The 25,290-nt window shown below is 70.6% G+C and carries 19 protein-coding genes; 15 read left to right on the plus strand and 4 right to left on the minus strand.

Annotation, left to right across the window (positions count from 1 at the left end):
* Window positions 1-46 precede the first annotated feature (46 nt).
* The 4 genes from N5079_RS26520 (at window position 47) to N5079_RS26535 (ending at window position 2,969) form a co-directional block, all read left to right on the plus strand.
* A complete protein-coding gene (locus tag N5079_RS26520; protein ID WP_261586822.1) occupies window positions 47-454 on the plus strand; it encodes a DoxX family protein in 408 nt (135 codons plus the stop codon).
* 229 nt (window positions 455-683) lie between these two features.
* Window positions 684-851, plus strand: coding sequence for a hypothetical protein (locus N5079_RS26525; RefSeq protein WP_261586823.1), 168 nt, complete (start codon window positions 684-686; stop codon window positions 849-851).
* Between the two features lie 88 nt (window positions 852-939).
* Window positions 940-1,941: an MvdC/MvdD family ATP grasp protein gene (locus N5079_RS26530; RefSeq protein WP_261586824.1), complete on the plus strand. Its 1,002-nt coding sequence runs from the start codon at window positions 940-942 to the stop codon at window positions 1,939-1,941.
* Window positions 1,938-2,969, plus strand: a complete 1,032-nt coding sequence (locus N5079_RS26535) for a TIGR04500 family putative peptide maturation system protein (protein ID WP_261586825.1) — start codon at window positions 1,938-1,940, stop codon at window positions 2,967-2,969. The genes N5079_RS26530 and N5079_RS26535 overlap by 4 nt, the downstream gene beginning before the upstream one ends.
* Before the next feature lie 144 nt (window positions 2,970-3,113).
* Here N5079_RS26535 and N5079_RS26540 read toward each other — a convergent pair whose 3' ends face one another.
* Window positions 3,114-4,055, minus strand: a complete 942-nt coding sequence (locus tag N5079_RS26540; protein ID WP_261586826.1) for a hypothetical protein — start codon at window positions 4,053-4,055, stop codon at window positions 3,114-3,116.
* 95 nt (window positions 4,056-4,150) lie between these two features.
* Window positions 4,151-4,729, minus strand: coding sequence for a hypothetical protein (locus N5079_RS26545; RefSeq protein WP_261586827.1), 579 nt, complete (start codon window positions 4,727-4,729; stop codon window positions 4,151-4,153).
* A 220-nt stretch (window positions 4,730-4,949) separates the two neighbouring features.
* Between N5079_RS26545 and N5079_RS26550 the strand changes: the two genes are divergently transcribed.
* On the plus strand, window positions 4,950-5,561 hold the full coding sequence (locus N5079_RS26550) for a hypothetical protein (protein WP_261586828.1): 612 nt from the start codon (window positions 4,950-4,952) through the stop codon (window positions 5,559-5,561).
* A 168-nt stretch (window positions 5,562-5,729) separates the two neighbouring features.
* Here N5079_RS26550 and N5079_RS26555 read toward each other — a convergent pair whose 3' ends face one another.
* Window positions 5,730-6,431 carry a response regulator gene (locus N5079_RS26555; protein ID WP_261586830.1) on the minus strand — a complete coding sequence of 234 codons (702 nt, stop codon included), beginning with the start codon at window positions 6,429-6,431 and terminating at the stop codon, window positions 5,730-5,732.
* The gene (locus tag N5079_RS26560) at window positions 6,428-7,792 is read right to left on the minus strand and encodes a sensor histidine kinase (protein WP_261586831.1); all 1,365 of its coding nucleotides are present in this window, start codon (window positions 7,790-7,792) and stop codon (window positions 6,428-6,430) included. Before N5079_RS26560 ends, N5079_RS26555 begins: the two co-directional genes overlap by 4 nt.
* Before the next feature lie 134 nt (window positions 7,793-7,926).
* Between N5079_RS26560 and N5079_RS26565 the strand changes: the two genes are divergently transcribed.
* The 10 genes from N5079_RS26565 (at window position 7,927) to N5079_RS26610 (ending at window position 24,729) form a co-directional block, all read left to right on the plus strand.
* A complete protein-coding gene (locus N5079_RS26565; RefSeq protein ID WP_261586832.1) occupies window positions 7,927-8,859 on the plus strand; it encodes an ATP-binding cassette domain-containing protein in 933 nt (310 codons plus the stop codon).
* Window positions 8,856-10,427 (plus strand): DUF1349 domain-containing protein, encoded by a 1,572-nt coding sequence (locus tag N5079_RS26570; protein ID WP_261586833.1) that lies wholly within the window; start codon window positions 8,856-8,858, stop codon window positions 10,425-10,427. Before N5079_RS26565 ends, N5079_RS26570 begins: the two co-directional genes overlap by 4 nt.
* Window positions 10,424-11,200, plus strand: a complete 777-nt coding sequence (locus N5079_RS26575) for an ABC transporter permease subunit (protein WP_261586834.1) — start codon at window positions 10,424-10,426, stop codon at window positions 11,198-11,200. The genes N5079_RS26570 and N5079_RS26575 overlap by 4 nt, the downstream gene beginning before the upstream one ends.
* Window positions 11,201-11,775: 575 nt before the next feature.
* Entirely contained in the window at window positions 11,776-13,383 is a 1,608-nt protein-coding gene (locus N5079_RS26580; RefSeq protein ID WP_261586835.1) for a cellulose synthase catalytic subunit, read from the plus strand.
* Window positions 13,383-14,375: a glycoside hydrolase family 26 protein gene (locus N5079_RS26585; protein ID WP_261586862.1), complete on the plus strand. Its 993-nt coding sequence runs from the start codon at window positions 13,383-13,385 to the stop codon at window positions 14,373-14,375. Before N5079_RS26580 ends, N5079_RS26585 begins: the two co-directional genes overlap by 1 nt.
* Window positions 14,376-14,761: 386 nt before the next feature.
* Window positions 14,762-16,315: an ArnT family glycosyltransferase gene (locus N5079_RS26590; protein ID WP_261586836.1), complete on the plus strand. Its 1,554-nt coding sequence runs from the start codon at window positions 14,762-14,764 to the stop codon at window positions 16,313-16,315.
* Window positions 16,316-16,426: 111 nt separating this feature from the next.
* Entirely contained in the window at window positions 16,427-17,179 is a 753-nt protein-coding gene (locus tag N5079_RS26595; RefSeq protein WP_261586837.1) for a DUF4118 domain-containing protein, read from the plus strand.
* A 257-nt stretch (window positions 17,180-17,436) separates the two neighbouring features.
* Window positions 17,437-18,975 carry a TIGR02677 family protein gene (locus N5079_RS26600; RefSeq protein ID WP_261586838.1) on the plus strand — a complete coding sequence of 513 codons (1,539 nt, stop codon included), beginning with the start codon at window positions 17,437-17,439 and terminating at the stop codon, window positions 18,973-18,975.
* Window positions 18,968-20,446 carry a DUF2398 family protein gene (locus tag N5079_RS26605; protein WP_261586839.1) on the plus strand — a complete coding sequence of 493 codons (1,479 nt, stop codon included), beginning with the start codon at window positions 18,968-18,970 and terminating at the stop codon, window positions 20,444-20,446. The genes N5079_RS26600 and N5079_RS26605 overlap by 8 nt, the downstream gene beginning before the upstream one ends.
* Window positions 20,443-24,729, plus strand: a complete 4,287-nt coding sequence (locus N5079_RS26610; protein WP_261586840.1) for a TIGR02680 family protein — start codon at window positions 20,443-20,445, stop codon at window positions 24,727-24,729. Before N5079_RS26605 ends, N5079_RS26610 begins: the two co-directional genes overlap by 4 nt.
* Window positions 24,730-25,290: the final 561 nt, after the last annotated feature.

The raw sequence follows: 25,290 nt of genomic DNA on the forward strand, positions 1-25,290 counted from the left end.
GCGAACCCGTCACCAGCGATCGCCTGAATGCTTCATGGGAGTTCTCATGTCCACCGCCTACGTCGTCACCGCTCTCGTCACCGCCGCCGCCAACACCTTCTCGGGCGTCGCGGCCATCACCCGCTTCGCGCCCGTCATGCGGACGCTTCGTCCCGCCCTCCGGAAAGCCGGTGTTCCGGAATCGTGGCTGGTCTTTCCGATAGGCATTCCCAAGGCCATGGGCGCGCTCGGACTGGTGCTCGGGCTGCTCGGCGTGCCACTGGTCGGTACGGCTGCCGCGGCCGGCCTCATCCTCTACTTCGTCTGCGCCCTCTACACCCATCTCCGCGTATACGACTTCGCGCCGCAGTTCTACTTGGCGGCCGTGTTCCTCGGGCTGGCGGTGGCCACGCTGGCGCTGGACCCCACGCTGGTCCTGAACACCGCGAACTCGGCGACGCTACTGACCCAGTAGGGGTGTGCCAGGGACGCCGAGGCGTCGCTCGACGCCCGGCGGTTGCCGCGGGTCGCCGGGCCCGTGCCGGCAGGCGGCAGTGACCTGGTCCTGGGCCGTCGCGTGCCGCGTCCTCGTTCGGGGCGTGACCGGTGCGCGCGCGGATCGGCAATCCAACCGAGTTCCAACCACACTCCAAGGTGAAGCCGACAGGATCGGGCCATCCCTCAAGATCGAAAGGAGATGGGACATGTCTGTCCGCATCGACGACCTCGGCTCGGCCGCGGAGCTTGCCGAGGACTTCCTGGACGATGTCATCGGCGGCAAGGGAGGGGTGCAGTCCATGTACCCCGTGTGCGCGTGGGCCGCGAGCACCCACAGCAATGGGACCTCCGACCCCATCGACATCATGGTCTGACAGATCGTCCTCCGACCTGCGATGTAAGGCGGGGAACGGCGTGTCCGACGTGCTGCGGGCACGCCGTTCCTCCGGTGGGGAGCGCGTGATGATTCTGATACTCAGCGGCAGAGGTGACAGATCGGTGGAGATGGTCACCCCGAAGCTCGTCGAACGAGGCGCCGAGTTCCTCTGGTGGGATCCGGGTGACTACCCGGCCGAGAGCCGGATCACCTCGCGGCTCACCGGCGGGTCCTGGCGGCACACCCTGCACACGGGCGGCCGGGACTACGACACCTCCCTGTTCAGCGCGGTCTGGAACCGCCGTCCCTCCCGGTCGCGCGCCCCGGATTCCGTCACCGACGCCGACCACAGGAAGTACGTCGAGAAGATCTCAAGAATTCTGGTGTACGGCTGGGAGGACACCGTCGACAGCCGCTGGTTCCCCGGCAGGACCATGGACATCGTCCGCTTCCAGAACAAGCTCTTCAACCTGGCCGCGGCGGCCAGACTCGGCTTCGCCACGCCCGAGACCCTGATCACCAACGACGTCGAGGAACTGATCCCGTTCTGGGAGGCGGCGCAGGGTGAGCTGATCGCCAAGGAGGTGGAGTTCGCCGAGTTCCAGATCGACGGGGAAGACCACGCCTTCTACAGCACTCCGGTCACCCGCCGCCACCTCACCGACCGGCACCGGCTCGCCGTCTCCCCGGCCATTCTCCAGCCGTACATAAGGAAGTCCATCGAGCTGCGAATCACGATCGTGGGAGAGCAGGTGTTCGCCGCCGAGATCCACTCTCAGGCGTCCCGAGCGACCCGGCACGATTACCGCCACCACGAATGGAGCTTCTCGGTGTACGGCGTGCACCGGCTGCCCGACGACGTCGAACGCCGGTGCCTGGCGCTGACCGCGTCCCTTGGCCTGCCGTACGGCTGCATCGACATGATCCTCACCCCTGAGGGCCGCTACGTCTTCCTGGAGATCAACCCCACCGGCCAGTGGGGCTGGATCGAAGCGGCCACCGGCCTTCCCATCTCCGCGGCGATCGCCGACTGGCTCGTCGCGGCGGAACCCCGGCTTCCGCCCCGTCCCCAAGTGACCATCCCATGACGACCCAAACGCCCGACACCGCCTTCGCCGCCGTGCTGGCCGAGGCCGTGGACCTGCTCCGGACGCTCTCACGCAGGCGCCCGGATGTGCCCGGCGCCCGGCGGGCCGTCGAGCGGTGGCGTGCCGCCAACCCCGGCACCCGGGCTCAGCTCGTCGCCGACGTCCGGCCCGGCAGCCCCATCGTGGACTACGACCTGGTGCTCAGCCACCCCGGCGGCGGGACCGTGGCGCTGACCGCCCCCGCCGACGACGGTGTGCCCTGGACCGTCGACCATTCCACCCACTGGGCCTCCGGCAGGCTGCTCACCGTCAACGACCAGGAACTTCTGATCCAGAACGCGCTGCTGACCCTGCGCGCCCGCGAGCAGACCATCCAGGAAGAGCTCGTCGAGCACTGCATCCTCACCGAGCTGGCCGCGCGGGAAACCGAACCGACCCAGTCCGAGCTGCAGGAGGCCTCCGACGCCTTCCGGCTCCAGCGAGGGCTGCGCGGCCGCGCCCAGACGCTGCGCTGGCTGGAAAACGTGGGGCTGACGCCGTCGGCCTACGACAATCACATCCACGGCCTGGCGCTCAGACGCCGCCTGCGGCAGCGGGTGGAGCACGAGACGGCGCGGGACTACCTGGAGCGCCATCCATCGGAGTTCGACCACGTCTGGGCTGTATGGGCGGTCGGGCCCAAGGACCGCCTCACCGCTGTCGCCGTCCAGGACGATCCCCTGACCGCCCTTGCCCACGTACTGCTGTCCCCGCCGCCCTCGCCGGGTGGCGGGGGCGGCGACGACCTGACCGTCACCACAGCCCACCGCGCTGCCCGGGAGATGCCCGAGCCCTTCCGCGACGCCGCCGCCGGGGCCGTGGTGGGTCCCGTACCCCACGGTGAGGACCACCTGTTCGGAATCGTCCGCGGACGACGCCCGGCCGACCCCGAGGATCCCGGAACGCTCGCCGCCGCGGGACGGGCGGGCTTCGCCGCCTTCATGGCCGAGCAACGCGCCAAGGCCGAAATCACCTGGTACTGGCTCTGAGAGGCGGCATCGCCGGTGACCGACCCAGGCCGTTCGTCCCCAGGCGCATCCCTCTTCATCTTTCCCGAGGAGGCGCTGCGCGGGCATGCCCGGCCGTACGGACCGACGATCCGGACTGAGGACTGCCACCCGCCCGTCACCGGCTCAATGGGCCCTTCGCCCTTTCTCCGGCCAGTGCTGAAGTCGCCCTTCGCGGCGCAGGCGTCTCTGTACGGTGATCAGATGAACGGCGGTGGCGAAGAACGACACCAGCGCCGAGCCGAACCAGTACATGCTGGCGGTGTTCAACGCGTCCTCGCTCACACCAGTGATCAGCGCCCATGAGAACGTGCCGATCACGCCGTAAGCCGCGATCACCTGGAAGAGCAGCAGGCGGCTGAGCCCGACGGCCCGCGCAACGGGTTGACGGCCCGCGCATGCGGTTGCCGCGGCGATCAGGCAGAGCGACATGACGATCGTCCAGGCCGCCACGAGCCAGCCACGGATCGGGCCGCTCGTCATGATGGCCGGAACCGCGGCGAAAAACACCGAGAAGGGCAACAGCATGGCCACCCCGCCCGCACGATAGCGCAGGTTGTCGTCGTCCAGGTCGGCCGCGACCCGCCGCGCGCGGGCCCGGCGACCGGCGATCTCGGCTCGCAGGCTCCCGGTCCCGCGTCGCGTTTTGAACGCCCACCAGCCCAGACGCGCCAACCCCACGAGAGCGGCGACCATGACGAATCCCGGGATGGAGTGCCCGTCGTACATCATGCGCCCCCGGATCCCCAACTGGGAGGCGAGCCAGTCACCGCAGGTCTTCATCAGCCAGGGACCACCCCGATGGAGAACACCCAGCGCGACCAAGGCCAGCAGGCAGCCGCCGGCATCCTTGAGCGTGAGCTTCTCAACGGGGTCTGCCGTCGGCGGGGTCCGGGCCGTCAGCGGATCATCGATGTACGAGCGGAGTTCCGGATGGCCCGATCCGAGTGCGTCCGCCTCGGCGAGAGCCTTGCGACAGGAGTCCTCCTCGCCACGGTAGGCGTAGATCAGAGCACGGAGAAGGAGAGGGTGTGGATCGCCGGGCCGCTCCGTCACCAGCCGGTCCACGTAGGCGTGTGCCCAGGCGAAGCGGCCTTCACCGCACCGCTTGAGCACGTGGGCGCCGTGCCCGGCAGGGTCGGGGAACGGGGGGACCATCCGGATCAGACGGCGGTCGCCGCGCCGGCGGGCAGTCTCAACCGAGCGGCTCGCGTGGTCGCCGAGGGAGACATTATCTGCAGCAGCCGGCGGCCCCCGGTTACCTTGAGCGGGTTCCGAGCGGCATGGGACAGGGCGACGGCCATGGTCTCCGGCCCGCAGACGTCGGCGACCAGCCGGTCCAGGGCGAACGTCCGGACGCGGATACTCCTGGCGAGAACGGCCACGGACAGTACGGCGAACAATCCATACGCATCGAGCGGGGTCATCGTCGCTGAGAAGACCCCTGATGCGACTCCGATCAGGACGCCGCCGAGGACCAGCGTCAGCCGGCCCTGCCAGCCCAGACCACGCGGAACGCGAGCGCGATCCAGTGCGCCGACCATCCACGCCAGGGATGCCTCCTGAACGGGGGCTGGAATAGGTGTGAACTCGGGTCCGATGACGATCGTCGCGCCCTTACCCGTCCGGCGGAGCGCGGCGGGACACCCTTGTGGCGGCTCGCCCGACTCCACATCGGGCGCCTGCACTCCGAATTTCAGCGCCAAGTCTTGTACGCGGCCGCGCACCGTCTCGATATCCACGTGGAAGATTCTCCTCGGGGAGACAACGGATATGGGCCAAAATGTGATCATTGATTGGCGGGCGGCTTGTGAGCCTTCGGCCAGGCGCTCCTCGAAGCCCAAGTGACCGTCCGGCCAGCCCATCAGGGCGGCCCGAGGCCGAGCGGGACTATGGGCAAGGCCGATGTCGCTGCCGGAAATCGAGTTGGCGGGTGGCCGGTGAAGGACAACACTTCGGTGCGTGGACGAGATGGAGCAGCTGGCGAGGCAGGTCTATGTGGCCGCGCGGGCGGGAGATCTGGACACCGGACCCATCCTGGAGCTCGCCTTCGCGGTTCATGAGTCGTACTGGAACCGCCCTGCCGCGCGGGAGCTGCTGGAACGCCCGACAGCGGAGCTAAGCGACGCCGCTCTGAGTCGGCTGACCTGGCAACTGCTGGACGAGGCAGCGTTTGAGCCGGGGTTCGATCTCGAACCTGGCTGGTGGCGGACTCTGGAAGAGGCGGTGGCCGTCGTGGAGCGTGACGTGCGGACAGACGGGGTGGCGAAGAGCCTTCGGCTGGTGGTCGCTGACTGGGACCGCGAGTCGGGTCAGGCGCAGGTGGAGTTGGACGGGGGAGCCGGCGGGCCCTGGATCCGGCCCTCGAGCGGGCAGGACCTGCAGATCGCGCTGGAGCTGATCGCTGACGCGGTCCAGGACATCGTCATGGAGGCCAGGTGGGCGGTATGGCCCACGTGTGCCGCGCACAACCTTGGCCTCCGGACCGGCTGTGTGGACGGCCGGGCCGTCTGGACCTGCGCGGGCTCGGACCGCCACGTGGTCGCACCGGTCGGCGATCTGCCGACCGCTTGAAGACCGACCCGGCTTCCGCTTTCCCCCGCGTGTCCTCGAGGTGGATTCGCCTGGCGACACTGTCGTGCGGCTTCGCGCGATCGCGGTGTCAACCAAATAGCACGAATCGACGTTTTCAGCGCTCCGGCGACCATTGACGCGAGACGAGGAGGCTTGGTCGCACTCCGCTCAGGCGCGTCCGTGGGAGCGCGGGCCGACCAGTCCTGTTTCGTAGGCGGCGACGACCGCTTGCGTCCTGTCGCGCAGCCCGAGCTTGCTCAACACGCGGCTCACGTGCGTCTTCACGGTCTCCTCTGTCACCGTCAACCGGCTTGCTATCTCCGGGTTGGACAGCCCTTCGGCGATGAGCCGCAGGACCTGGGTCTCGCGAGGGGTGAGCGCGCTGAGCGCGGCCTCTGAGGAGGCGTCGGGCTTGGGGTGCAGCGCGGCGAACTCGCTGATGAGGCGGCGGGTGACCGTCGGCGCCAGCAGCGCCCCGCCGGCGGCGATGACTCGTACAGCGTCGAAGAGCCGCTCGGCGGTGACGTCCTTGAGCAGGAATCCGCTGGCTCCGGCGCGGAGCGCGTCGTAGACGTACTCGTCCAGGTCGAAGGTCGTCAGGATGAGGACGCGCGGCCCGGCGGTCCCGGAGGCGGCGAGCCGCCTGGTGGCTTCGATGCCGTCCATGCCGGGCATGCGGACGTCCATGAGGACGACGTCAGGGGACAGTTCGCGGCAGACCCGCACCGCCTCGGCCCCGTCGGAGGCGGTGCCGACGACGGTGAAGTCCGGCTGGGTGCCGAGCAGTTCGGCGAAGCCGGTGCGGACGACCAGATGATCGTCGGCGACGACGACACGGACCGCCGGGGCGACCGGGGACGCGGCGCTCATCCGGCCGTCGCCTCCTTCCCGGGCAGGCGGGCCTCGACGAGGAAGCCGCCATCGGCGGCGGGGCCGGTGCGCAGCTCTCCGCCGACGGCAGCGGCGCGTTCTCGCATGCCGGACAGTCCGTGACCGCCGGTGGATGCCGCCGCGGACAGTCCGTGACCGTCAGCGGATGCCGACGCGGACGGGCCGGGTCCGTTGTCGCGGATGAGCAGCCGCAGGGCGTCGTCGGCGTAGTGCAGTTCCACGTCGACGGCGGCGCCTGGTGCGTGCCGCCGGGCGTTGGTGAGAGCTTCCTGCACAATGCGGTAGGCCGCGAGCTCGACGCCGGGGTCCAGCGTTACGGGGGAGCCGCGGAGGATGAGGCGAGTGCCCGTCCGCGACCCGTCCCGTGACTCGTCGAGCAGCTCGTTGAGCTCCCGCAGGCGCAGGCCCGGCTGAGGCTGGCGGTCGGCCGCCCCCGCCTCCCCGTCCTCTCGCAGCACGCCGAGCAGCCGCCGCATCTCGGTCAGCGCCGCCCGGGAGGCGTCGCCTATGGCGGACAGCCGCTCCGCCCCGGCGGCCGGCATCCCCGGGGTGGTCAGCCGAGCCGTCTCCGCTTGCACGGCGACCATGGAGATGTGGTGCGCGACGACGTCGTGCAGCTCGCGGGCGATGCGGGCGCGTTCGCCGCGCGCCGTGTTCTCCAGCAGGGTGTCGGCGATGACCTGCCGCGTGGTCGTGTTCGCCAGGGCCTCCCCGCGTGCCCGCCGTGCGATCCCGGCCAGGGCCGCCGCCGGGGCCAGCGAGGCCAGCAGCAGCGTGAGCACCCGTATCTCGCCACCAGCGTGATCGATCAGGATCCGCGCGGTGTTCCCGCCGGCGGAGGCGGCATGCGGCTCGCTGCCCGCCGTACCGGCCAGTGCCAGCAGTACGAACGGCACTGCGAGAAGTACGGCCGGCGGCCGCGAGCCGGTGCGGCCGAGCCGGTACCCGGCGACCAACTGCGCGCCGAGGCCCGCCACGGTCAGCGTCCGGAAGGCCGTCAGTGAGAGCAGGCAGGCCGCGGAGACGACCACGGCGGCCGCGGCGGGCTGCGTCCACAACAGTGTGATCGGCAGCGTGGTGGCCAGGCCGAGCAGGACGAACACCATGAGGTACAGCACGGCCGCGCCGCCATTCCCGGCATGCGGGATCGTCTGTCCCATCGGCGTGCTGACGGCATGGCCGGACGAATACCCCAGCGGCGTACTGCGAGCATGCGTGATCGACTCGGCTGCGGCGACCAGCGCGAGCAGTGCGCCGGCCACGACGGGCGCGTGGGGAGCCGCTGCGATCCGCCTCCATCTGGTGGCCCAGCTGCCGCGCCGGTCGTACGCTCCGTTCACGAAGGCCATTGTCCCGGCCCGCCGGTGCTCCGGCATCCCTCGTGTGGGGGATGTGACGTCCCTCATGCCGGCGACAGTGAAGATCGCTCCGTTGCGTGACGACCGCGCTTCCGCCGCTGCCTAATCTGCCTGGCATGGAAGCAACCATCGAAGTGGCCGGGCTCCGTAAGCGGTTCGGCGAGACCACGGCGTTGGACGGGATGTCCTTCATCGTGGAGCCGGGGCAGGTCACCGGGTTCGTCGGGCCCAACGGCGCGGGCAAGTCCACCACGATGCGGGTGATCCTCGGCCTGGACGCGGCCGACGAGGGCACCGCGCTGATCGGCGGCCGGCCGTACACGAGCCTGCGCAACCCTCTGCGCCACATCGGCGCGCTGCTGGACGCCGCCGCGCTGCAGCCGAGCCGTACGGCCCGCAACCACCTGCTGTGGCTGGCCCACTCCCAGGGTCTGACCGCCGAGCGGGTCGACGAGGTGATCGAGCAGGTCGGCCTGGGATCCGTCGCCCGGCGCAGGGCCGGTGGCTACTCCCTGGGCATGCGGCAGCGGCTGGGGATCGCCGCGGCGCTGCTCGGTGACCCGCCCGTGCTGATGCTGGACGAGCCGTCCAACGGCCTGGATCCCGAGGGCATCGTGTGGATCCGCGGCTTCCTGAGGTCGCTGGCCGCGCAGGGCCGAGCCGTCCTGGTGTCGAGCCACCTGATGAGCGAACTCCAGGACACCGCGGACCATCTCGTGGTGGTCGGCCGCGGCCGGGTCGTCGCGGACACCAGCGTGGCCGAGCTGATCGCGACCGCGTCCCGCGATCGGGTCACGCTCCGCACCTCGGCGCGATCGGAGGCGATGACGGCGCTGGCACGCGCCGGCGCCACCGTGGCCGCCACCGGCCGCGACACGCTCACCGTCTCGGGGCTGGCGGCCGAGGAGATCGTGACGCTCCTCAGCGCCGACGCGGTGCCGTTCTCCGAATTGGCCGCCCACCGGGCGACGCTGGAGGAGGCCTACATGGACCTCACCCGGGACGCGGTCGAGTTCCGCGCACCCGGGGGCCGGAAGGCGGCACGATGACCACGGGCGCCATCACCCCCTACCGCTCAGGCATGAAGCCGGGGCGAGACGGCTTCGCGCAACTGCTGCGCGCGGAGTGGACGAAGCTCCGCACGGTCCGCGGCTGGTTGATCGGCATGGTGGTCGCGGCACTGGTCACCGCGCTGCTCGGGCTCTTCTCCGCGTCAGGCAGCCACTCCTCCTGCGGCGGTCCGGGCGATGTCTGCCCCGCTGTTCCCGTGGGCCCGGGCGGTGAGGCGGTGGACGACAAGTTCTACTTCGTGCACATGCCGCTGGCGGGGGACGGCGGCATCACCGTCCGGGTGACCTCCATGACCGGCCAGATCCGCCTGCCCGACCTCACCCCGGGGACCCGGCGAGTCGTCCCCGGGGTCGAGCCGTGGGCGAAGGCCGGGGTCATGATCAAGGCGGGCACGCGGCAGGGGACGGCATATGCGGCGATGATGGTCACCGGCAGCCACGGGGCGCGGATGCAGTACGACTTCACCGAGGACGTGGCCGGCCGCCCGGGCGGCGTCTCGGCGGCATCCCCGCGCTGGCTGCGGCTGACCCGGTCCGGTGAGGAGCTCACCGGCTACGAGTCGGCCGACGGCACGCACTGGACCAGGGTGGGCACCGCCCGGCTGGCCGGGCTGCCGGCCACTGTGCAGGCCGGGTTCTTCGTCGCCTCTCCGGGGGACCTGACGGTGAAGCAGGCTGATTTCGGCGGGAGCATCGAGCAGATCCGCTTCGCCGAGGCCACCGCCGTCTTCGACCAGGTCGGGCTGCAGGGCAAGGCGCCCGGCGGCACGTGGAGCCACGACGACATAGGAGTCACCACGCTGCCCGATGGGTCGTTCCACCATCCGGGCGGGTTCAAGGAGTCCGGCGGCGCCTACACCGTGACGGGGGTCGGCGACATCGCGCCGTATGCGGACGGCCAGAGAATCGAGAGCACCCTCTCCGGCGTGCCAGCGGGGCTGATCGTGGTGATCGTGGTGGCGGTGATGTTCATCACCGCCGAATACGGGCGGGGCCTGATCCGCACCACTCTGCTCGCCAGTCCGCGGCGCGGCCGGGTGCTGGCGGCGAAGGCCATCGTGATCGGCACGGCGACCTTCGTCGCCGGGCTGGCCGCCGCCGGTGTCGCGGTGCCGTTCGGCACGCGGATCCTGCGCGCCAACGGCAACTACGTCCTTCCGGTGCCGCCGCTCACCGAGGTGCGGGTCGTGGCCGGAATCGCGGCGCTGCTCGCCGTCGCCGCCGTCCTGGCCCTCGCCTTCGGCGCCCTGTTCCGGCGCAGCGCCGCGGCGGTCACCACCGCCATCGCGGTCATCGTCCTGCCCCACATCCTCGCGACCGCCTCGGTCCTGCCCGTGGGAGTGGCGCAGTGGCTGCTGCGGGTCACCCCGGCCGCCGGATTCGCGATCCAGCAGAGCCTCCGGGAGCACCCACAGGTGATCAGGAACTACGCGCCGTCGGCCGGCTACTACCCGCTGGCGCCGTGGGCCGGCCTCGCCGTGCTCTGCGCCTACACCGCGCTCGTCCTCGGCCTGGCCGTCTTCCGGCTGCGCCGGAGGGACGCATGACACGGCAACTGCACGCGGAGTGGACGAAGGTGCGCACCATGGCAGGCCCCGGCCGGCTGCTGCTCGCGATCATCGCGCTGACCACAGCCGTGAGCGCCGCGGCGGCCGCCACCGTGTCCTGCCCGTCGGCAGGATGCGAACACGACGCCACCAAGCTCGGCCTCATCGGGGTCCAGGCGGGCCAGGCGGTCGTCGCCGTCCTGGCCGTGCTGACGATCAGCGGCGAGTACGGCACCGGCATGATCCGCACCACCCTGGCGGCGATGCCGCGCCGGGCCACCGTCCTGGCCGCCAAGGCAGCCGTACTGGCCGGCCTGACGGTGGCCGCCGGGACCGTCGCCGTGCTCGGGTCCGTGCTGGCCGGGCGGCTCATCCTGCCCGGCAACGGCTTCACCCCGGCGCATGGCTACCCGCCCCTGTCCTTGGCGGACGGCCCGACGCTCCGCGCCGCCGCCGGCTCGGTCCTCTACCTCGCGCTGATCGCCATGCTCAGCCTCGGCGTCGCCACCGCCGTACGTGACTCGGCGACGGCCATCGGGGTCGTGCTCGGCCTGCTCTACGTCTTCTCCATCCTCCCCTTGATGATCTCCGACCCGGACTGGCAGCGGCTCCTGTGGCGGATCTCGCCGATGGACGCTGGGCTCGCCATCCAGGCCACCACCCATCTCTCCAGCCTGCCCCTCAGTCCATGGGCAGGTCTCGGCGTGCTCGGCGCGTGGGCCACCGGGGCGCTCCTGGGCGGTGGGCTCCTGCTGCGGCTGCGCGACGCGTGAGCGACGCCCTTGGCTGTGAAGACCAGACACTGCAGCAGGAACTCGACCGGGACGCTGACCTTGGCCGCCGCCCCGGCGAGGGTAGCGGCCGAGCACCGCTCGTGTACGGCAATGGGAAAGTCGGAATTTCCTGAATTTAGGAGGCTAAACATTTTGGGCCCCCCTCTCGGGGCTCGGTCAAAGGCCAACCTCGGGCGACCGGGAAGGGGCATGTTCAGCATTACGTGCGCTATGGGGCACGGTTTCGGGACGGCCACGTATCACTACGCCGCCGGTGGGCCGCTGATGCCGGACGGCGAGCCCTCGCGCGGGGCTGACCTGGGGATATTCCAAGCGATCAGGGCTTCGGGACGCCACCTTCGGCTCATGAAAAGCTCGCGGCGAATGGTGCGCACGGTCACCGCCTATGAAGAGTGAAAGCAGCAGCCGTATCACCAGATACGCGTCGCTAGTAACCTGAGTCGCCCTTATCACGTAAACCACTTAGATTGACCAGGCGTCGTCCATTTCGCCATGCTAGATCTCAGCGGCGTACGACCCGAGTCCCCGCTGTCGCCCCACGGAGGCCTTTGAACGTGAGCGCCGCTCCTCGAGCGCGTAGAGCACCCGCAGCTCCCCCGAGAAGTCCCGCCGGGCACCGTGCGAACCGGCAGAAGAACGCGTACGGCCTGCTGCCGCAGCCGCCCGACGACCGGGAGAAGGACCTTTACGCCAAGCGGAACCTGTGGGTTCTGACGCTCTCGTCGCTCGTAAGCTTCTGCTGCCTGGTGGCCAGCCAGGTCCAGCTCGCGAAGTCCACGCCCTGGCTGTGGGTGTATGTCCCGTTCCTGGTCTTCACGGTCGTCTACTACCTGATCTCGTTGCGGGTCAACGCGTTCACCCCGGACTTCGACCTGGCCGGGCACCGGCTGCTCGTCCGCTCCTGGTTCCCGATCATCTACCCGACCGTGGACGTCTTCCTGCCGGTCTGCGGCGAACCGATCGAGGTGTTGCACAACACCTGGACACACGTGCGCGCGATGGCCGGCCACTACCCCGGGGTGGTGGCCGTGTACGTGCTGGACGACTCGGCGAGCGCGGAGCTGGCCGCGATGGCCGCGGACTTCGGCTTCACCTACGGGACCCGGCCGAACCGCGGCTGGTACAAGAAGGCCGGGAACCTGCACTACGGGTTCTCCCGGTCCAACGGCGAGTACATCCTCATCCTGGACGCGGACTTCGCGCCTCGCCACGACCTCCTCGACGAGATGCTCCCGTACATGCACCGCGATCCGCGGATCGGGATCGTGCAGTCCCCCCAGTACTTCCGCGTGCTGGACTCGCAGAACTGGGTGGAGCGCGGCGCGGGAGCCGTACAGGAGCTGTTCTACCGCTCGGTCCAGGTCTCCCGGCAGCGCAACGACGGCGCCATCTGCGTGGGCAGCTGCGCCGTCTACCGGCGCGCCGCGCTGGCGCAGAACGGCGGCACGACGCTCATCGAGCACTCCGAGGACGTGCACACGGGCTTCGACCTCCGCCGGCTGGGCTGGGACGTCAAGTACATCCCCATCGCGCTGTCCACCGGGGTCTGCCCCGACAGCATCGGCGCCTTCCAGAACCAGCAGTACCGCTGGTGCACCGGCTCGATGAGCCTGTTGGGCAGCAAGAAGTTCCGGGAGACGAAGCTCCGGCCGGCGACACGGTTGTGCTACATGTCGGGGTTCTTCTACTACGTGCACACAGCCGTGTTCACGTTCGCCGCGCCGCTCATCCCTATCACGCTGCTGCTGGCGATGCCGGACAAGCTCCGGGTCGAGCACCTGGCCCTCGTGCTGCCCAGCATCCTGTACACGACGCTGATCTTTCCGCTTTGGCACCGCGCGCCGTACCGGCTGGAGGCGTGGGCCGCCCGAATGGTGTACGGCTGGGCCCACGTCTTCGCGATCTGGGACATCGTGCGCGGCCGCCAGCAGGGATGGCAGCCCACCGGGTCGGCGGGCGCCAAGAAGAACAAGACCCGGCGGCTGTGGATGGGCATCTCGGTGTGGGGCGGCGGCACCGCTCTGCTCTGGGTGGCCGCCGCGGTCTGGCGGATGGCGACGATGTACGCGCCCGACTACGCCCTGGTGCTCGCCTCGGGCCTGTTCTACGCGCTCATCGTGGGGCGAGTCCTCGTCCAGCCGCGGCAGGGGGACCCGGCGTGATGATCCAGTCACGGGCGGCCCGGCTCGGGCTCGCCCTGGTCCTGTCGCTCACCGTCGCCCTCACGGGCTGTTCCTCGAAAGCAGAGGAGTCGGCACTGCGGCGGTCGACGGGTGCCGCCCCCGACGAGACCTTCATCCCCTATGACGTGCGGCCTCTGATCAAGCCGTCCCGGAAGTATCTCGGCGTCGCCATCGACGGCGCCCCGAAGTCGATGGCCCCGATCGAGGCCTTCGCCGCCAACGTCGGCAAGCGACCGAACCTCATTGAGTTCTACGCCGCCTGGGGCGACCAGTACGAGACGACGCGGGTGCGTAACGCTTGGGACTCGGGAGCGCTGCCGCTGATCGCGTGGGAACCCTTCAAGCCGTCTCTCGCGGCCATCGCCCGGGGCGACAGCGACGCCTACATCAGGAAGTTCGCCGATGACGTCCGTAACCTCAACCTCCCAGTGGGGATCAGCTTCGGCCACGAGATGAACACCTTCTGGTACCCGTGGGGGACCAGCGATAACGAGCCCACGGACTTCGTCGGAGCCTGGCGCCGCGTCCACGACCTCTTCGCCGAGTCCGGCGCGACGAACGTGATCTGGGTCTGGAGTCCCAACGTGATCAACCCGGTGCCGACGGTCGCGCTGCGGCCGTACTACCCGGGTGACTCCTACATTGACTGGGTCGGCGTCATCGGTTACTACACCCGGACCGGCGCGCACACGTTCGCGGCTCTGTACGGTCCCACCGTACGGCAGGTCCGGAAGTTCTCCCGTAAGCCGTTCCTCATCCAGGAGACCGGCTCCGAGCCGGGGCCGCGCAAGCGGCGCGACGTCGCCGATCTCCTAGCGGGGGTCGCCGGCAGCCGCTCGTTCCTCGGATTCGTCTGGTTCAACTTCAAGAAGCGCGCCGACTGGCGCATCGAGACCGACCCCGAAGCGGTCGCCCTGTTCCGGCGCGGAGCGGCCGACCAGAGGCTCGGCTTCGATGTGCGGGCACCATGAATCAGCCCCGCTCGCCGCGGCGGCGCCGCGCCGGCCCGAGACGGTCCACGCCTCCCTCCGGATGGCCGCCACCGGAGAGGGGGCCGATGAACCCGCAGCGGCCGGGGGAGAATCCTCCGGCCGCGGACTCGGCGCGTCCGCCGATCCGTCCGCAATGGCCGGGGGAGGATCCTCGGGCGGTGGGTTCGGGGCGTCCGCCGATCCGTCCGCAATGGCCGGGGGAGGATCCTCGGGCGGTGGGTTCGGGGCGTTCGCCGATCCGTCCGCAATGGCCGGGGGAGGATCCTCGGGCGGTGGGTTCGGGGCGTTCGCCGATCCGTCCGCACGCGCCCAGTCCGAACGCCGCGCCGCCGGCGCCGCCGCGCTACCCCCAACCGGGGAGGCCGGTGACGCGGCTGCCCGCGTACCGGATTCCGGAGGTCCCGGAGACCGCCTGGACAGCGGCCCCCAGCGCGCGGCGCACCTGGCTCAGCCGCGGCCTCCTGCTGGGAATCCTGCTGGTCCAGGCACTGCTGGCGCTGCGGCTGCGGAACACGGCCTACCAGGACGAAGCGCTCTACCTGTACGCGGGCGACATCTATCTGAACAGCGTGCTCCACGGCACACCCGTCACCGGTGATTACGCCGACTACTTCTCCGGATCCCCGTACTTCTACCCCGTCCTCGCCGCGGTCGCCGACCACGCCTTCGGACTGGAGGGCGCGCGTGCCCTCAGTCTGCTGTTCATGCTCGGCGGCACCGCGTTGCTCTACTCGTTCACCTGCCGGCTGTTCAACGAGCGGACCGGGCTCTTCGCCGCGGGGGCCTTCGCGGTTGCGGAGTCCTCACTCGTCCTCGCGAGGTACGCCACCTACGACTCCAGCGCGATCTTCCTGCTGGCCCTGGCGACCTGGCTGGTGATCCGCGGCGCCCGGGGTTCGGTCTGGTGGTGCGTCCTCGCCGGACCGGTCGCCGCGTTGGCCGTGGCCGCGAAGTACGCGGCGGGGCTCTTCATGCCGACCGTCATCGTCCTGGCCGTCCTCGTCGCCCTGCCCCATGAGCGCGTGTGGAAGGCTCTGCTGCGCGGGCCCCTGCTCGCCGCGCTCATCGGGGGATGCGTCCTCGGCGCCTTCGAGGTCACCGGGACGCTGGAGGGCATCCGCAGCACGACCGTTCAGCGGGCCGAGGGAGTGGAGTCCGTATGGGTGATCATGGCGACCTCCGCCAAGTATGGCGGGATCATGATCGCCGTCGCCCTGCTCGGGACGGTCATGTTCACAGTGCGGGGACGTATGGGCGAGTCCCCGACGATGGGCAGCGCACCCCTGCCGGGCAGGCCCTGGCGGCTCTGCCTCGGGCTCCTGCTGACGGGAACGGGCCTGCTGGCACCGGCGTACCAGGCGCATCTGCACACCTGGGTCTCCCTGCACAAGCACGTCGGATACGGGCTGCTGTTCGTCGCTCCCATGGCCGGCGTGGGCATCAGCCGCCTCGTCGGGGCCCATTTCCGATATCCGCAGGTCGGCATCGGGGTCTGGGTGGCGATGCTGGTCATGGGCATGGCGCAGTCGCAGAACCTCTATGCCGGCTGGCCTGATTCCACCCGGCTGACGCAGGTGCTGCAGCAGCACGTGACGCCCCAAGGGCGATATCTCAGCGTGGTGCCGCAGATCCCGATCTACTACCTCGGCTCCCGCACCCGCCCCGAGCAGTGGCAGAACACCTACTACTTCGAATACACGACGCGGACGGGCAAGAAGGTCACCGGCGACGAGGCGTACCGGGCCGCGATCAAAGCGCGGTATTTCGACCTCGTGGTCCTGGACTATTTCGAGACTCCGAGAGTGGACCGGCTCGTCGCGGCCGAGCTCCGCCGCGGCGGCCGCTACCGCCTCCTGGCCAGGCTTCCGTATGAGATCTCATCCGGTCCCGGGTCGTACGAGATCTGGGCCAAGCAGTGAGCCCGCCCCACGCGATGAACCCGCGCGGCTCCGGTTCCGGCGCACGCGCCGGGGATGGGCGTCCAGAAGATTCGCCGCCCGTGGTAGACCGGAAGCTGGGAGGTGTGACAGATGCCTCGTGACCTGGTGCTGGACCGGATGGCCCTGGTGGCCGCCCTGGTGGCTCCGCTCGCCCTCGCGGCGGTTCTCCTGCCGCTTCGCGGGACTTTCTCGAACGTCGACGTGGCCCTCGTCCTGGTGGTGGTCGTCGTGGCGGTGGCCGTCACCGGACGCCGGCTCGCCGGTGTGCTGGCGGCTCTTTCGGCCGCCGTATCGTTCGACTTCTTCTTCACCCAGCCCTACCAGCGCTTCACCATCGTCAAAGCCGAAGACCTCACGACCACTCTGCTGCTGCTCGTGGTGGGTTTGGCGGTCTCGCAACTGGCCGCTCGGGCGCGTCGCCTGAAGGTGATCGCCGTCACCGACGCCGACCACCTGTCGCGGATCCACGACACCGCCGAGCTGACGCAGACCGCCAGATCGCCCAGCAGGGTGGTCGACCACGTGAAGAAGCAGCTCATCGACCTGCTGGGGCTGCGCGGCTGCCGGTTCGAGTACGGCACGCTGCTCGGCCACCCGCCACGTCTCGAACAGGACGGCACCGTGACGGTGGGCCGCAGGCACTGGGACGCCGACACAAGAGGGCTCCCGGGCGAGGAGGTCGAGCTGCGCATCTTCGGCAACGGCCACTTCTACGGGCGCTTCATGCTCCAGCCCACGCCCGGGACGGTCCCGTCCCAGCAGGCGCGCCTGGTCGCCGTGATCCTCGCCGACCAGGCCGGACGCGCGCTCGACACCGCCGAAACCGCGCACGGCGCCGGCTGACGAACCGATCCGGTCGCAGTCTCGGGGCCTGCGTCAGTACGCGCGGATCAGAGTGACCTCCTCGCCCACAATCTCTTGTGCGAGAAGCGTCTCGACCTCCGAGACGTCCGCAGGGTCCGGCCCGATTATCACATCGGCGGCGGCCAGCAGCGAGTGGAAGAGATCGGCGTCCTCCTCGTCGAAACAGGGGATTCCCGCCAGCGACCTGGGTCGTGGCCGGCCTTTGTGTCGGTGCCGTACGGCATACTCGCGGGGTCATGGCAGATTCACGGGGCGGCAGCCGAGCGCTCGATCTGGACGCGCTGGCGGTGGGCGACAGGTTCAAGCTGTTCAACTTCACCCAGAGGGACGACTACGTCGTCTATCTCTGGGTGCTCAGGGCGATGGACCGCCTGCGGGCGGTTCACCGCGTCCAGGTGGACACCGACGACGTCGCGGCGGCGATGGCGGAGCTGGCGCTACTCCACGACGAGGTTCCCCTGGTGGACACGTCGCTGCGCGGCCGGCTCGACGCTCTGGCCGTCGACGGGATCATCCTCCGGCTGGAGGACGCGTCCCGGGCGGGATCTCTGGCGCGCTACCGCAACAGGCAGTCCGTCTACCAGTTCAGCGAGCTGGGTTATCGGGCGTTCACCGCGGTGGAGGACGTGCTGGCCGCCCGCGTCCGCGACGCGAACCTCTCCCGGCTGGTGTTCTCCGACATCCTGGACGACCTGAAGTCGCTGGCCGTGGCGAACCGCGGTGGCGACGACGAGCAGGTCTACCGGCGGCTCTCCCGCCTCGACCAGGTCATGGAGGACATGGTGCGCCGGTCCGCCCGGTTCCACGTCACCCTGGGCGAGATCGTCACCTCGACCGAAGCGTCGCCGGAGCTGTTCCTCCGCTACAAGAACGCCCTGCTCACCCACATGACCGACTTCATGGCGGAGCTCGACCGTTATGTCCCTCGCCTGCACAGAGCCGTGCTGGAGGTCGAGGCGACCGGCGTCAACACGATGCTCGTCAGAGCCGCGGACGCCGACGACAGGCCGTTCCTCAGCGCGGGCGAGCGGATGGAGGACTGGAAGCGCCGCTGGGAGGTGCTGCGGGCCTGGTTCACCGTGGAGCCCGGCGCGGAGTCCGGCGCCGCCGACCTGCGCCGCGCGACGCGGACCGCGGTGTCGGGCGTGATCGCCCTGCTCCGGCAGCTGACGGAGGCCCAGCGCGGTGGCGTCAACCGGGCCTCCGAGCTGCGGCATCTCGCCGAATGGATATGCGACACGCCGGATGAGGACGCGGCGTACGCGCTGATGTCGGCCGCGTTCAACATGGGGTCGGCGCGGCACCTCGGCGGCGCCCATGACGACGTCGAGCAGATCTCGCCCCGGGCCACGTGGTGGGACGCGCCGGGTATCGAGGTCGCGCTCACTCCCTTCCGGACGGGACGGCAGGCCGGACCGGGCATTCCGCAACCGGTCCGCGCCGACCTGCGGGCGCGGGCCGATCTGCGCAGGCAGCAGATCGCAGCCAGAGCGGCCGAACGCGAGGCCGCCCGCGGCCTCGCGGACAGTGGAGCCCACGGCCGGGTGCTGGACGAGGCCGAGACCCGCGTGGTGCTGTCCCTGCTGACCAGGGCGCTGGAGGCCCGTTCCGTCGTCTCGGGCCGCCTGAGATCCGCGACCGGCAGCGACGACACCGTGGTCCTCCGGCTGGTGCCGCGCTCCGGGGGCAGCAGCGTCCGGACCGCTGATGGCCTGCTGCACCTGCCCGGCTTCGCCCTGGAGCTCTCCGCGCGGTCCGGGGCGGCGAATGGCTGAGCCCCGCGCGGCTGCCGATGTCCCGATCGGCGACCTCGGCGCCTATCAGGACGCGGTACGCCTGGTGCTCACCAGCGACCTCATCACCGCCGTTCATCCCCGTCCCGGTGTGCTGGAGCGCGTGCTGCCCTGGGCCGACCAGCTCACCCGCGACTTTCGCGACCTGTTCGGCTACAGCCTGATCGCGACGACCCGTCAGGTGCGGCTGGTCCGCCGGTTCGACGCCCTGAACCCGTCGCGGGGAAAGGTCTTCGTCAACAAGGCGGGCAAGGCCTTCGACCGGAGGCGGCTGGCGTATCTCTGCCTGGTGCTGGGCTCCTTCCAGAGGTCACGGGTCGAGATCAGCCTCGCCGACCTGGTGCGCCTGTTCGCCCCGGTGGCCAACTCCATCAAGGGCCTCGGCTTCGACCCGGTCGTCCCCGGGCACAAGGCGGCGGTCGTGGACGTGATCGGCTGGCTGGTGGAGCGGGGAGCGCTGAACCTCTCCGATGGCTCGGTCGAGGCGTGGGCGCGCGGCGACGGCGGCGACGGCGGCGACGCGCTGTACGACATCGACCACGACATCTGCGCGACGATCTTCCGGCCGTCCCGTCCGATACAGCATCTGACCAGCGCCGCAGGTCTGCTGGACGGTCTCGGCGGCCCCGCCGAGAGGCGGGTGCGCAGGCTCCTGCTGGAGCAGCCGGTGGTCTACTACGCCGATCTCGACGCGGACGCGGCCGCGGTTCTGCGGCGCGACGACGTTGTGGAGAACCTGGCGAGGTTCACCGGCCTGGTCGTGGAGCGCCGGGCCGAGGGTGTGCTGCTCGCCGACCCGAGCGGACGGTTCACCGACAGGGCGTTCCCCGGCAGGGGCGGGGCGGTCAACCGGGCAGCGGGTCTCCTGCTCGCCCGGATCGCCGACCTGCTCGAAGAGCAGGGCGTGGCCCCCGGCCGGCTGACTCCGCCCGCTGACGCCCCCGGCCGGCTCGACCGACCGGCCGGGGCTCCTGGCACGTCCGATCCATCCGCGGAGGCCGAGGGCCCGCTCGATCCATCGGCGGAGACCCTCGCGCGGCTGGAGCCGCCGGTCGAGGCGGATCTGCAGCGGGACCTGCTGGAACGGATCGACTCCGCGCTGCCGCAGGCCGGCGTGGTGCGCGATCTCGCGTGGTCGTCCGAGCACCGCGTGCCGATGCCGCCGCGCCGCCCCGAGCCGCTCGTGCTCGTCGAGCGGCACCGGCTCAGGGCGCTGATCGAGGAGCTGTACGACAGGTTCGGCCCGGCCTCGTTCACCGGCGCCTGGCAGCAGGACCCGCATGGGCTGCTCGATGCCGCGCTCACCCTGCTCGCGGACATGCGCCTGGTGCGGCCGGTGCCCGGCGGCGTGCTGCTGCTCCCGGCGGCGGTCCGCTACCGCAACATCACCTTGGCGATCCCGGCCCCGCCCAAAGGCCAGCTGGACCTGTTCGAAGGAGGAGAGTCGGAGTGACCCGGTTCAAGCCGTCCCGTGCCGGTGTGATCAACATCTGGGACTACACGGACGAGGAGTTCGTTTTCGCGGACGGCAGGCTGGTGCTGCGCGGGCACAACGGCTCGGGCAAGACCAAGGCCCTGGAGGTGTTGTTCCCCTTCATCCTCGACGGCGTGATCGACGCCCGCCGGCTCGACCCGTTCAGCGGCGAGAACCGCACGATGAAGTCCAACCTGCTCTACCGGGGTCAGGAGTCGGAGTACGGGTTCGTGTGGATGGAGTTCGCGGGCGGCGGCCGCACCGTCACCTTGATCATTGCCATGCACGCCCACAGGGACCGGCCCGACGTGAAGAGGACCTACTTCGTCACGGCCAAGCGGGTCGGCGTCGACTTCGGGCTGCTGTCGGAGGAGTCCCGGCCGCTGACCGAGCAGCAGCTCAAGCGGGTGCTCGAACCCGGGGCGGCCCGCAACAACCCCGGCGACTACCGCGACGCGGTCGACGCCGCCCTCTTCGGCCTCGGGCGGGAACGGTACACGCAACTGCTCGACCTGCTGCTCGCGCTGCGCAGACCGCTGCTGGCCAAGGACCTCGACCCCGGGAAGGTCTCCGACACCCTCACCGCCGGCCTGAGCCCCGTCTCCGATGACCTGATCGAGCAGGCGGCCCGGGACTTCGACAACCTCGCGGCCGTCCAGCGCCTGGCCGACGATCTCGTGGCGGCCGACGGCGCCGCCCGGGCCTTCCTCGCCTGCTACGCGGACTACCTCCAGGTCGGCGTACGCGCTCATCTCGACCGGATCGACACCCGCGTCGAGCAGGTGGTGCTGCCGGCCGTCCAGGTCGGGGAGGCGCGGGCCGAGATGCGCCGCGCCGACGCCGCCCGGCAGGAGGCCGAGGAGGCGTGCAGGGCCGCGACGATCGAGCAGAAGAAGCTCGAGGGAAGGCTCGACGCGCTCAAGCAGCATGAGGCGTACACCGCCCAGACCGAGCTGGAGGGCCTCCGCGCGCGGGTCGCCCAAGGGGCCCAGGAGATCGCCCGGTCACGGGAGGCGAACGCCAGGAGCGCCCTCCACATCACCGATCTCCGGCGTGAAGCCGGCGAGGTCGAACAGGAGCTCACCGAGGCCCGGGAGGCCGCCGCACGGCACGCCGCCGCGCGGGCGGAGGCGGCCGAGCTCGCCGGGATCCCGCGGCACGAGGACGCCGGCCTGCAGGAGACCAGGGCGCAGGCCGTCGCACGCCTCCAGGACGTCGAGGACGTACGGCTCGGCCTGCGGAAGGTCGAGGACGCGGAGCGCGAACGCGAGCGCGCCGGGCATGCCGTACAGAAGGCGCTGCAGAAGATCGAGGCGGGGGAGGACGCGTGCGGGCTGGCCGAGCGGGCGCTCGGTGAGGCGCTCGCCCGCGCGGAGGAGGAGCTGCGCGCCTGGGCCGGCAGGTGGGCCACGGCCACCCCTCACACCGCCGCTCACACCGCCGCTCACACGGCCGGTCACGCCGCGGACCACGCCGCCGCTCACCACTGGCCGCTGGTGAGCCACGACGACGCCGGGGCTCTGTTCGAGGGCCTGGCTTCGCTGCGGGAGGCGGGAGCGCCCAGCCTGGGAGAGGTGTTCGGAGACCTGACCGAGGTGCGGCGCACGGCGCTGACCACCGAGGCGGCCGGACTTGACGCGACGCTGGAGCGCCTCACGGCCGAGATCGAACGGCTGACGGCGCAGCGGGACGAGGTGGCGTCCGAACGTGACGACGCGCCTCCGCTGGCCGCCGCCCGGCACGCCGAGCGCGACGGGCGGCCCGGAGCGCCGCTGTGGCGGCTGGTGCGCTTCGCGGAGGAGGTCTCATCGGCCGACGCGGCGGCGGTCGAAGGGGCCCTGGACGCCGCGGGGCTGCTCACCGCGTGGATCCACCCCGACCCCGACCTCACCGCCGAGGCGGTGAAGCGAGCGGAGGCCGACGCGTACCTGCTCGCGGCGCCGCCGTCGTCGCGGCCGGGCGGGCGGACGCTGGCGAGCCTGCTGGTGCCGGAGGAGCAGAGCCTCGTCCCCGCGTCGGTCGTCGCCGAGGTGCTCGGCTCGATCGCGCTGACCGAGGAGCTCGACGTCACCTCCGTGGCCCCGGTGATCAGCACGCGCGGCCAGTTCGGCTACGGCGTTCATCTGGGCGCGCAGGCCAAGACCGCGCCGGAGTACATCGGCGCCACCAACCGGGCGGCCCGGCGGCGGGCCCGGATCGCCGAGTACGAGCGGGAGATCAAGGACGTATCCCGGGAGCGCGAGCGTGCCGAGGCGGCGGGTGACGCGCTCCGGCAGCGGCTGGACGACCTCGGCCGGGCCCGGGTGGAGCTGAGGCCCGTCGGCAGGGACATCCACAAGGCGGTGGCGGCGCTGGCTGAGAAGTCCACGCTGCTCGCGGCCGCTCGTGACGAGCACGCGGACGCGGCGACCGTCCTCGACGCCGCGACCGCCGAGATGGACGCCGAGCGGCGGCGCCTCCGGCAGACTGCCGCGGACAGGACCATGCCGTCCGCGCCCGCCGAGGTCGAGGCGGTCGCCAAGGCGATCGGCGACTTCACGGCTGCCGCCGAACGCGGTTTCCAGCACCTCACCGCCATCGGAAAGCTGGAGAAGGACCTCGACGCGCGGCGCCGTACGGTCGAGCGGCTCGAGGCCGAGCTCAGGACCGCGTCCGACGGCCTGGCGGAGAAGGAGGAGGCCCACCTCGGCCTCGCCGAACGCCTGGCCGCTCTCGAAGAGGCGCTCAGCGCGCCGCTGAAGGAGATCCTGGACCAGATCAACGAAGCGGAGCTGTCGCTCGCCGCGGCGGCGGGCGCCTTGAGGTCCGCGGACCAGCGGGTCCGTGACGAGCACGACGCCCTGGTCAAGGCCACGGCCGCCTGCGAACACGGGCGTGCCACACTCGTGTCCGCCGTGCGTGAGCTGCTCGACCAGCTCGCGTCGTTCGCGCCGTTCACGCAGGCGGAGCTGCGGCCGGTGCTCGGCATGCCGTACGAGCCGGTCTGGCCGGACCGGGCCCGGTGGGCCGAGCCGGAGCGGGCCGCGACCGAGATCGTCGAACGGCTGGCCAAGGTGGCCGAGGTGGCCGGGTTGGACGGGGCGGACGCGGCGCTCGCCGTCCGGTCCGTCCTCCCGGAGGGCGCGGCGGAGCTCCTCCGCCTGTGCGCATCGGTCATCTCCGGGCGGCAGGCGGGCGAGACGGCCCGCAAGAGAGCGCGCGACCGGATGTCGGAGGCGCTCAAGTTGTTCGGAGAGGCGCTGAACGACTGCGAGGAGGACTACCGGCTCGACTGGGAGCAGGGAGAGTCACTCGTCATGGTCCGGGTGCATGACGCCGACGGCCGTCACCCGGTCGCAGTCTTCGCGCGGCGGGTCGCCGAGCGTGCCGAGGAGCAGGGCGTTCTGCTGGAGGAGCGGGAGCGCAGGGTCCTGGAGGACGAGTTGCTGGCCGGCCTGGCCCAGCAGATCTTCGACCGGGTCTTCCTCGCGAAGGACCTGGTCAAGGGCATGGACGCCGACACCCGGTCCAGGCCGATGTCGACGGGCACCACCGTGGGCATCCGCTGGGTGGTCTCCGACAGGGTCACGGATGCCCAGCGTGAGGTGTCCGAGCTGCTGGGACAGGACGGCCTCGGGCCCGCCCAGCTGGCCGAGCTGCGCCGGCTCCTCCGGCAGATGATCCACGAGTATCGGGCCGGGCATCCGCGTGCGACGTACAAGGAGGCGCTCTCCACGGTCCTCGACTACCGCGCCTGGCGCTCGTTCGAGCTGCGGCTCAAGGTCCCGGGGGAGGAGGAGGTCAAGCTGAGCAGGAAGCGCCACTCCCAGATGTCGGGCGGGGAGAAGTCCGCGGCGATCCACCTGCCGCTCTTCGCGGCCGCCAACGCCCTGTACGGCTCGGCCGCGGCGACCTGCCCCCGCATGATCGCGCTCGACGAGGCGTTCGCCGGCATCGACGACGTCTACAAGCCGGACCTGCTCGGACTCACCGTGCGCTACGACCTCGACGTGTTCATGACCGGCCACGACCTGTGGGTCCGGTACAACACGGTTCCTGCGGCGGCCCACTACGACATGCACAGCGACAAGGCGTCCCACACGGTGTCGGCCATGCTCGTTCTCTGGGACGGATGCGAGCTCGTCGACTCCGCGGCCGGGTTCTCCGGCAACGACGAGCTCGCCAGGGAACTTCTCGGGTTCACCCCGACCCGGCGCGGCCCCATCGAGGCCGTCCTGATGCCGATCGGCGGGGAGCCCGACGAGGACCGGGGCGACGCATGACGGACCTCGCTAGGCTCACTCGGCCGGAGTTCGAGCGGATGGTGTCCGGCGCGCACGAGGCTGGAGCAGACCGGCGGAGACCTGTTCCAGGTCACCGTCGCCTGCCTGGTAGCCGAGCGTCTTGCTGTGCTCGCGCGCATGGAGGCACGGGAAATTCAGCTGAAATAGCGGGCGTGACCGCACGGTGAAATATCTGCAAGGTAGGAAAATTTCGCGCCCTCGTCTAACACCAAAATAATCCACTTTGATTCTCTTGGGCTACACAATCGGCTCTGACCAGGGACGATTAAGATCGATCCGACCCGTCCCCGCCCCCCTGGCCGTCATTCGGCGGAAGGATGGACGGCAGTTCCTTTTGACCTCCGTAGTCCGGTCGACGCAAAATGACTAAAGCGAGACGACTGCGGAATCGGGTGACAGTCATGCCGTATTCGGGCCGATGCGCCTGCCGAGGGGTGGACGCCGCCGCGGCCGAGCGGGTCCTGATCCCCGCTCGTCCGCATGACTGTCAGGCAGGGCCTTACCGTACGGGACTCTGCGAATCCGGGTCGGCGTCCCGAC

Origin of the sequence: Planotetraspora sp. A-T 1434, assembly GCF_025420585.1 — a bacterium.
Taxonomy (GTDB): Bacteria; Actinomycetota; Actinomycetes; order Streptosporangiales; family Streptosporangiaceae; genus JAOEGB01.

Bases quoted from the DNA above. Each gene is read 5' to 3' on its own strand.
- N5079_RS26600 (WP_261586838.1), top strand. From the start codon at position 17,437: ATGGCAGATTCACGGGGCGGCAGCCGAGCGCTCGATCTGGACGCGCTG.
- N5079_RS26535 (WP_261586825.1), top strand. From the start codon at position 1,938: ATGACGACCCAAACGCCCGACACCGCCTTCGCCGCCGTGCTGGCCGAG.
- N5079_RS26575 (WP_261586834.1), top strand. From the start codon at position 10,424: ATGACACGGCAACTGCACGCGGAGTGGACGAAGGTGCGCACCATGGCA.
- N5079_RS26585 (WP_261586862.1), top strand. From the start codon at position 13,383: ATGATCCAGTCACGGGCGGCCCGGCTCGGGCTCGCCCTGGTCCTGTCG.
- N5079_RS26530 (WP_261586824.1), top strand. From the start codon at position 940: ATGATTCTGATACTCAGCGGCAGAGGTGACAGATCGGTGGAGATGGTC.
- N5079_RS26555 (WP_261586830.1), bottom strand. From the start codon at position 6,431: ATGAGCGCCGCGTCCCCGGTCGCCCCGGCGGTCCGTGTCGTCGTCGCC.
- N5079_RS26565 (WP_261586832.1), top strand. From the start codon at position 7,927: ATGGAAGCAACCATCGAAGTGGCCGGGCTCCGTAAGCGGTTCGGCGAG.
- N5079_RS26570 (WP_261586833.1), top strand. From the start codon at position 8,856: ATGACCACGGGCGCCATCACCCCCTACCGCTCAGGCATGAAGCCGGGG.
- N5079_RS26595 (WP_261586837.1), top strand. From the start codon at position 16,427: ATGCCTCGTGACCTGGTGCTGGACCGGATGGCCCTGGTGGCCGCCCTG.
- N5079_RS26605 (WP_261586839.1), top strand. From the start codon at position 18,968: ATGGCTGAGCCCCGCGCGGCTGCCGATGTCCCGATCGGCGACCTCGGC.
- N5079_RS26525 (WP_261586823.1), top strand. From the start codon at position 684: ATGTCTGTCCGCATCGACGACCTCGGCTCGGCCGCGGAGCTTGCCGAG.
- N5079_RS26520 (WP_261586822.1), top strand. From the start codon at position 47: ATGTCCACCGCCTACGTCGTCACCGCTCTCGTCACCGCCGCCGCCAAC.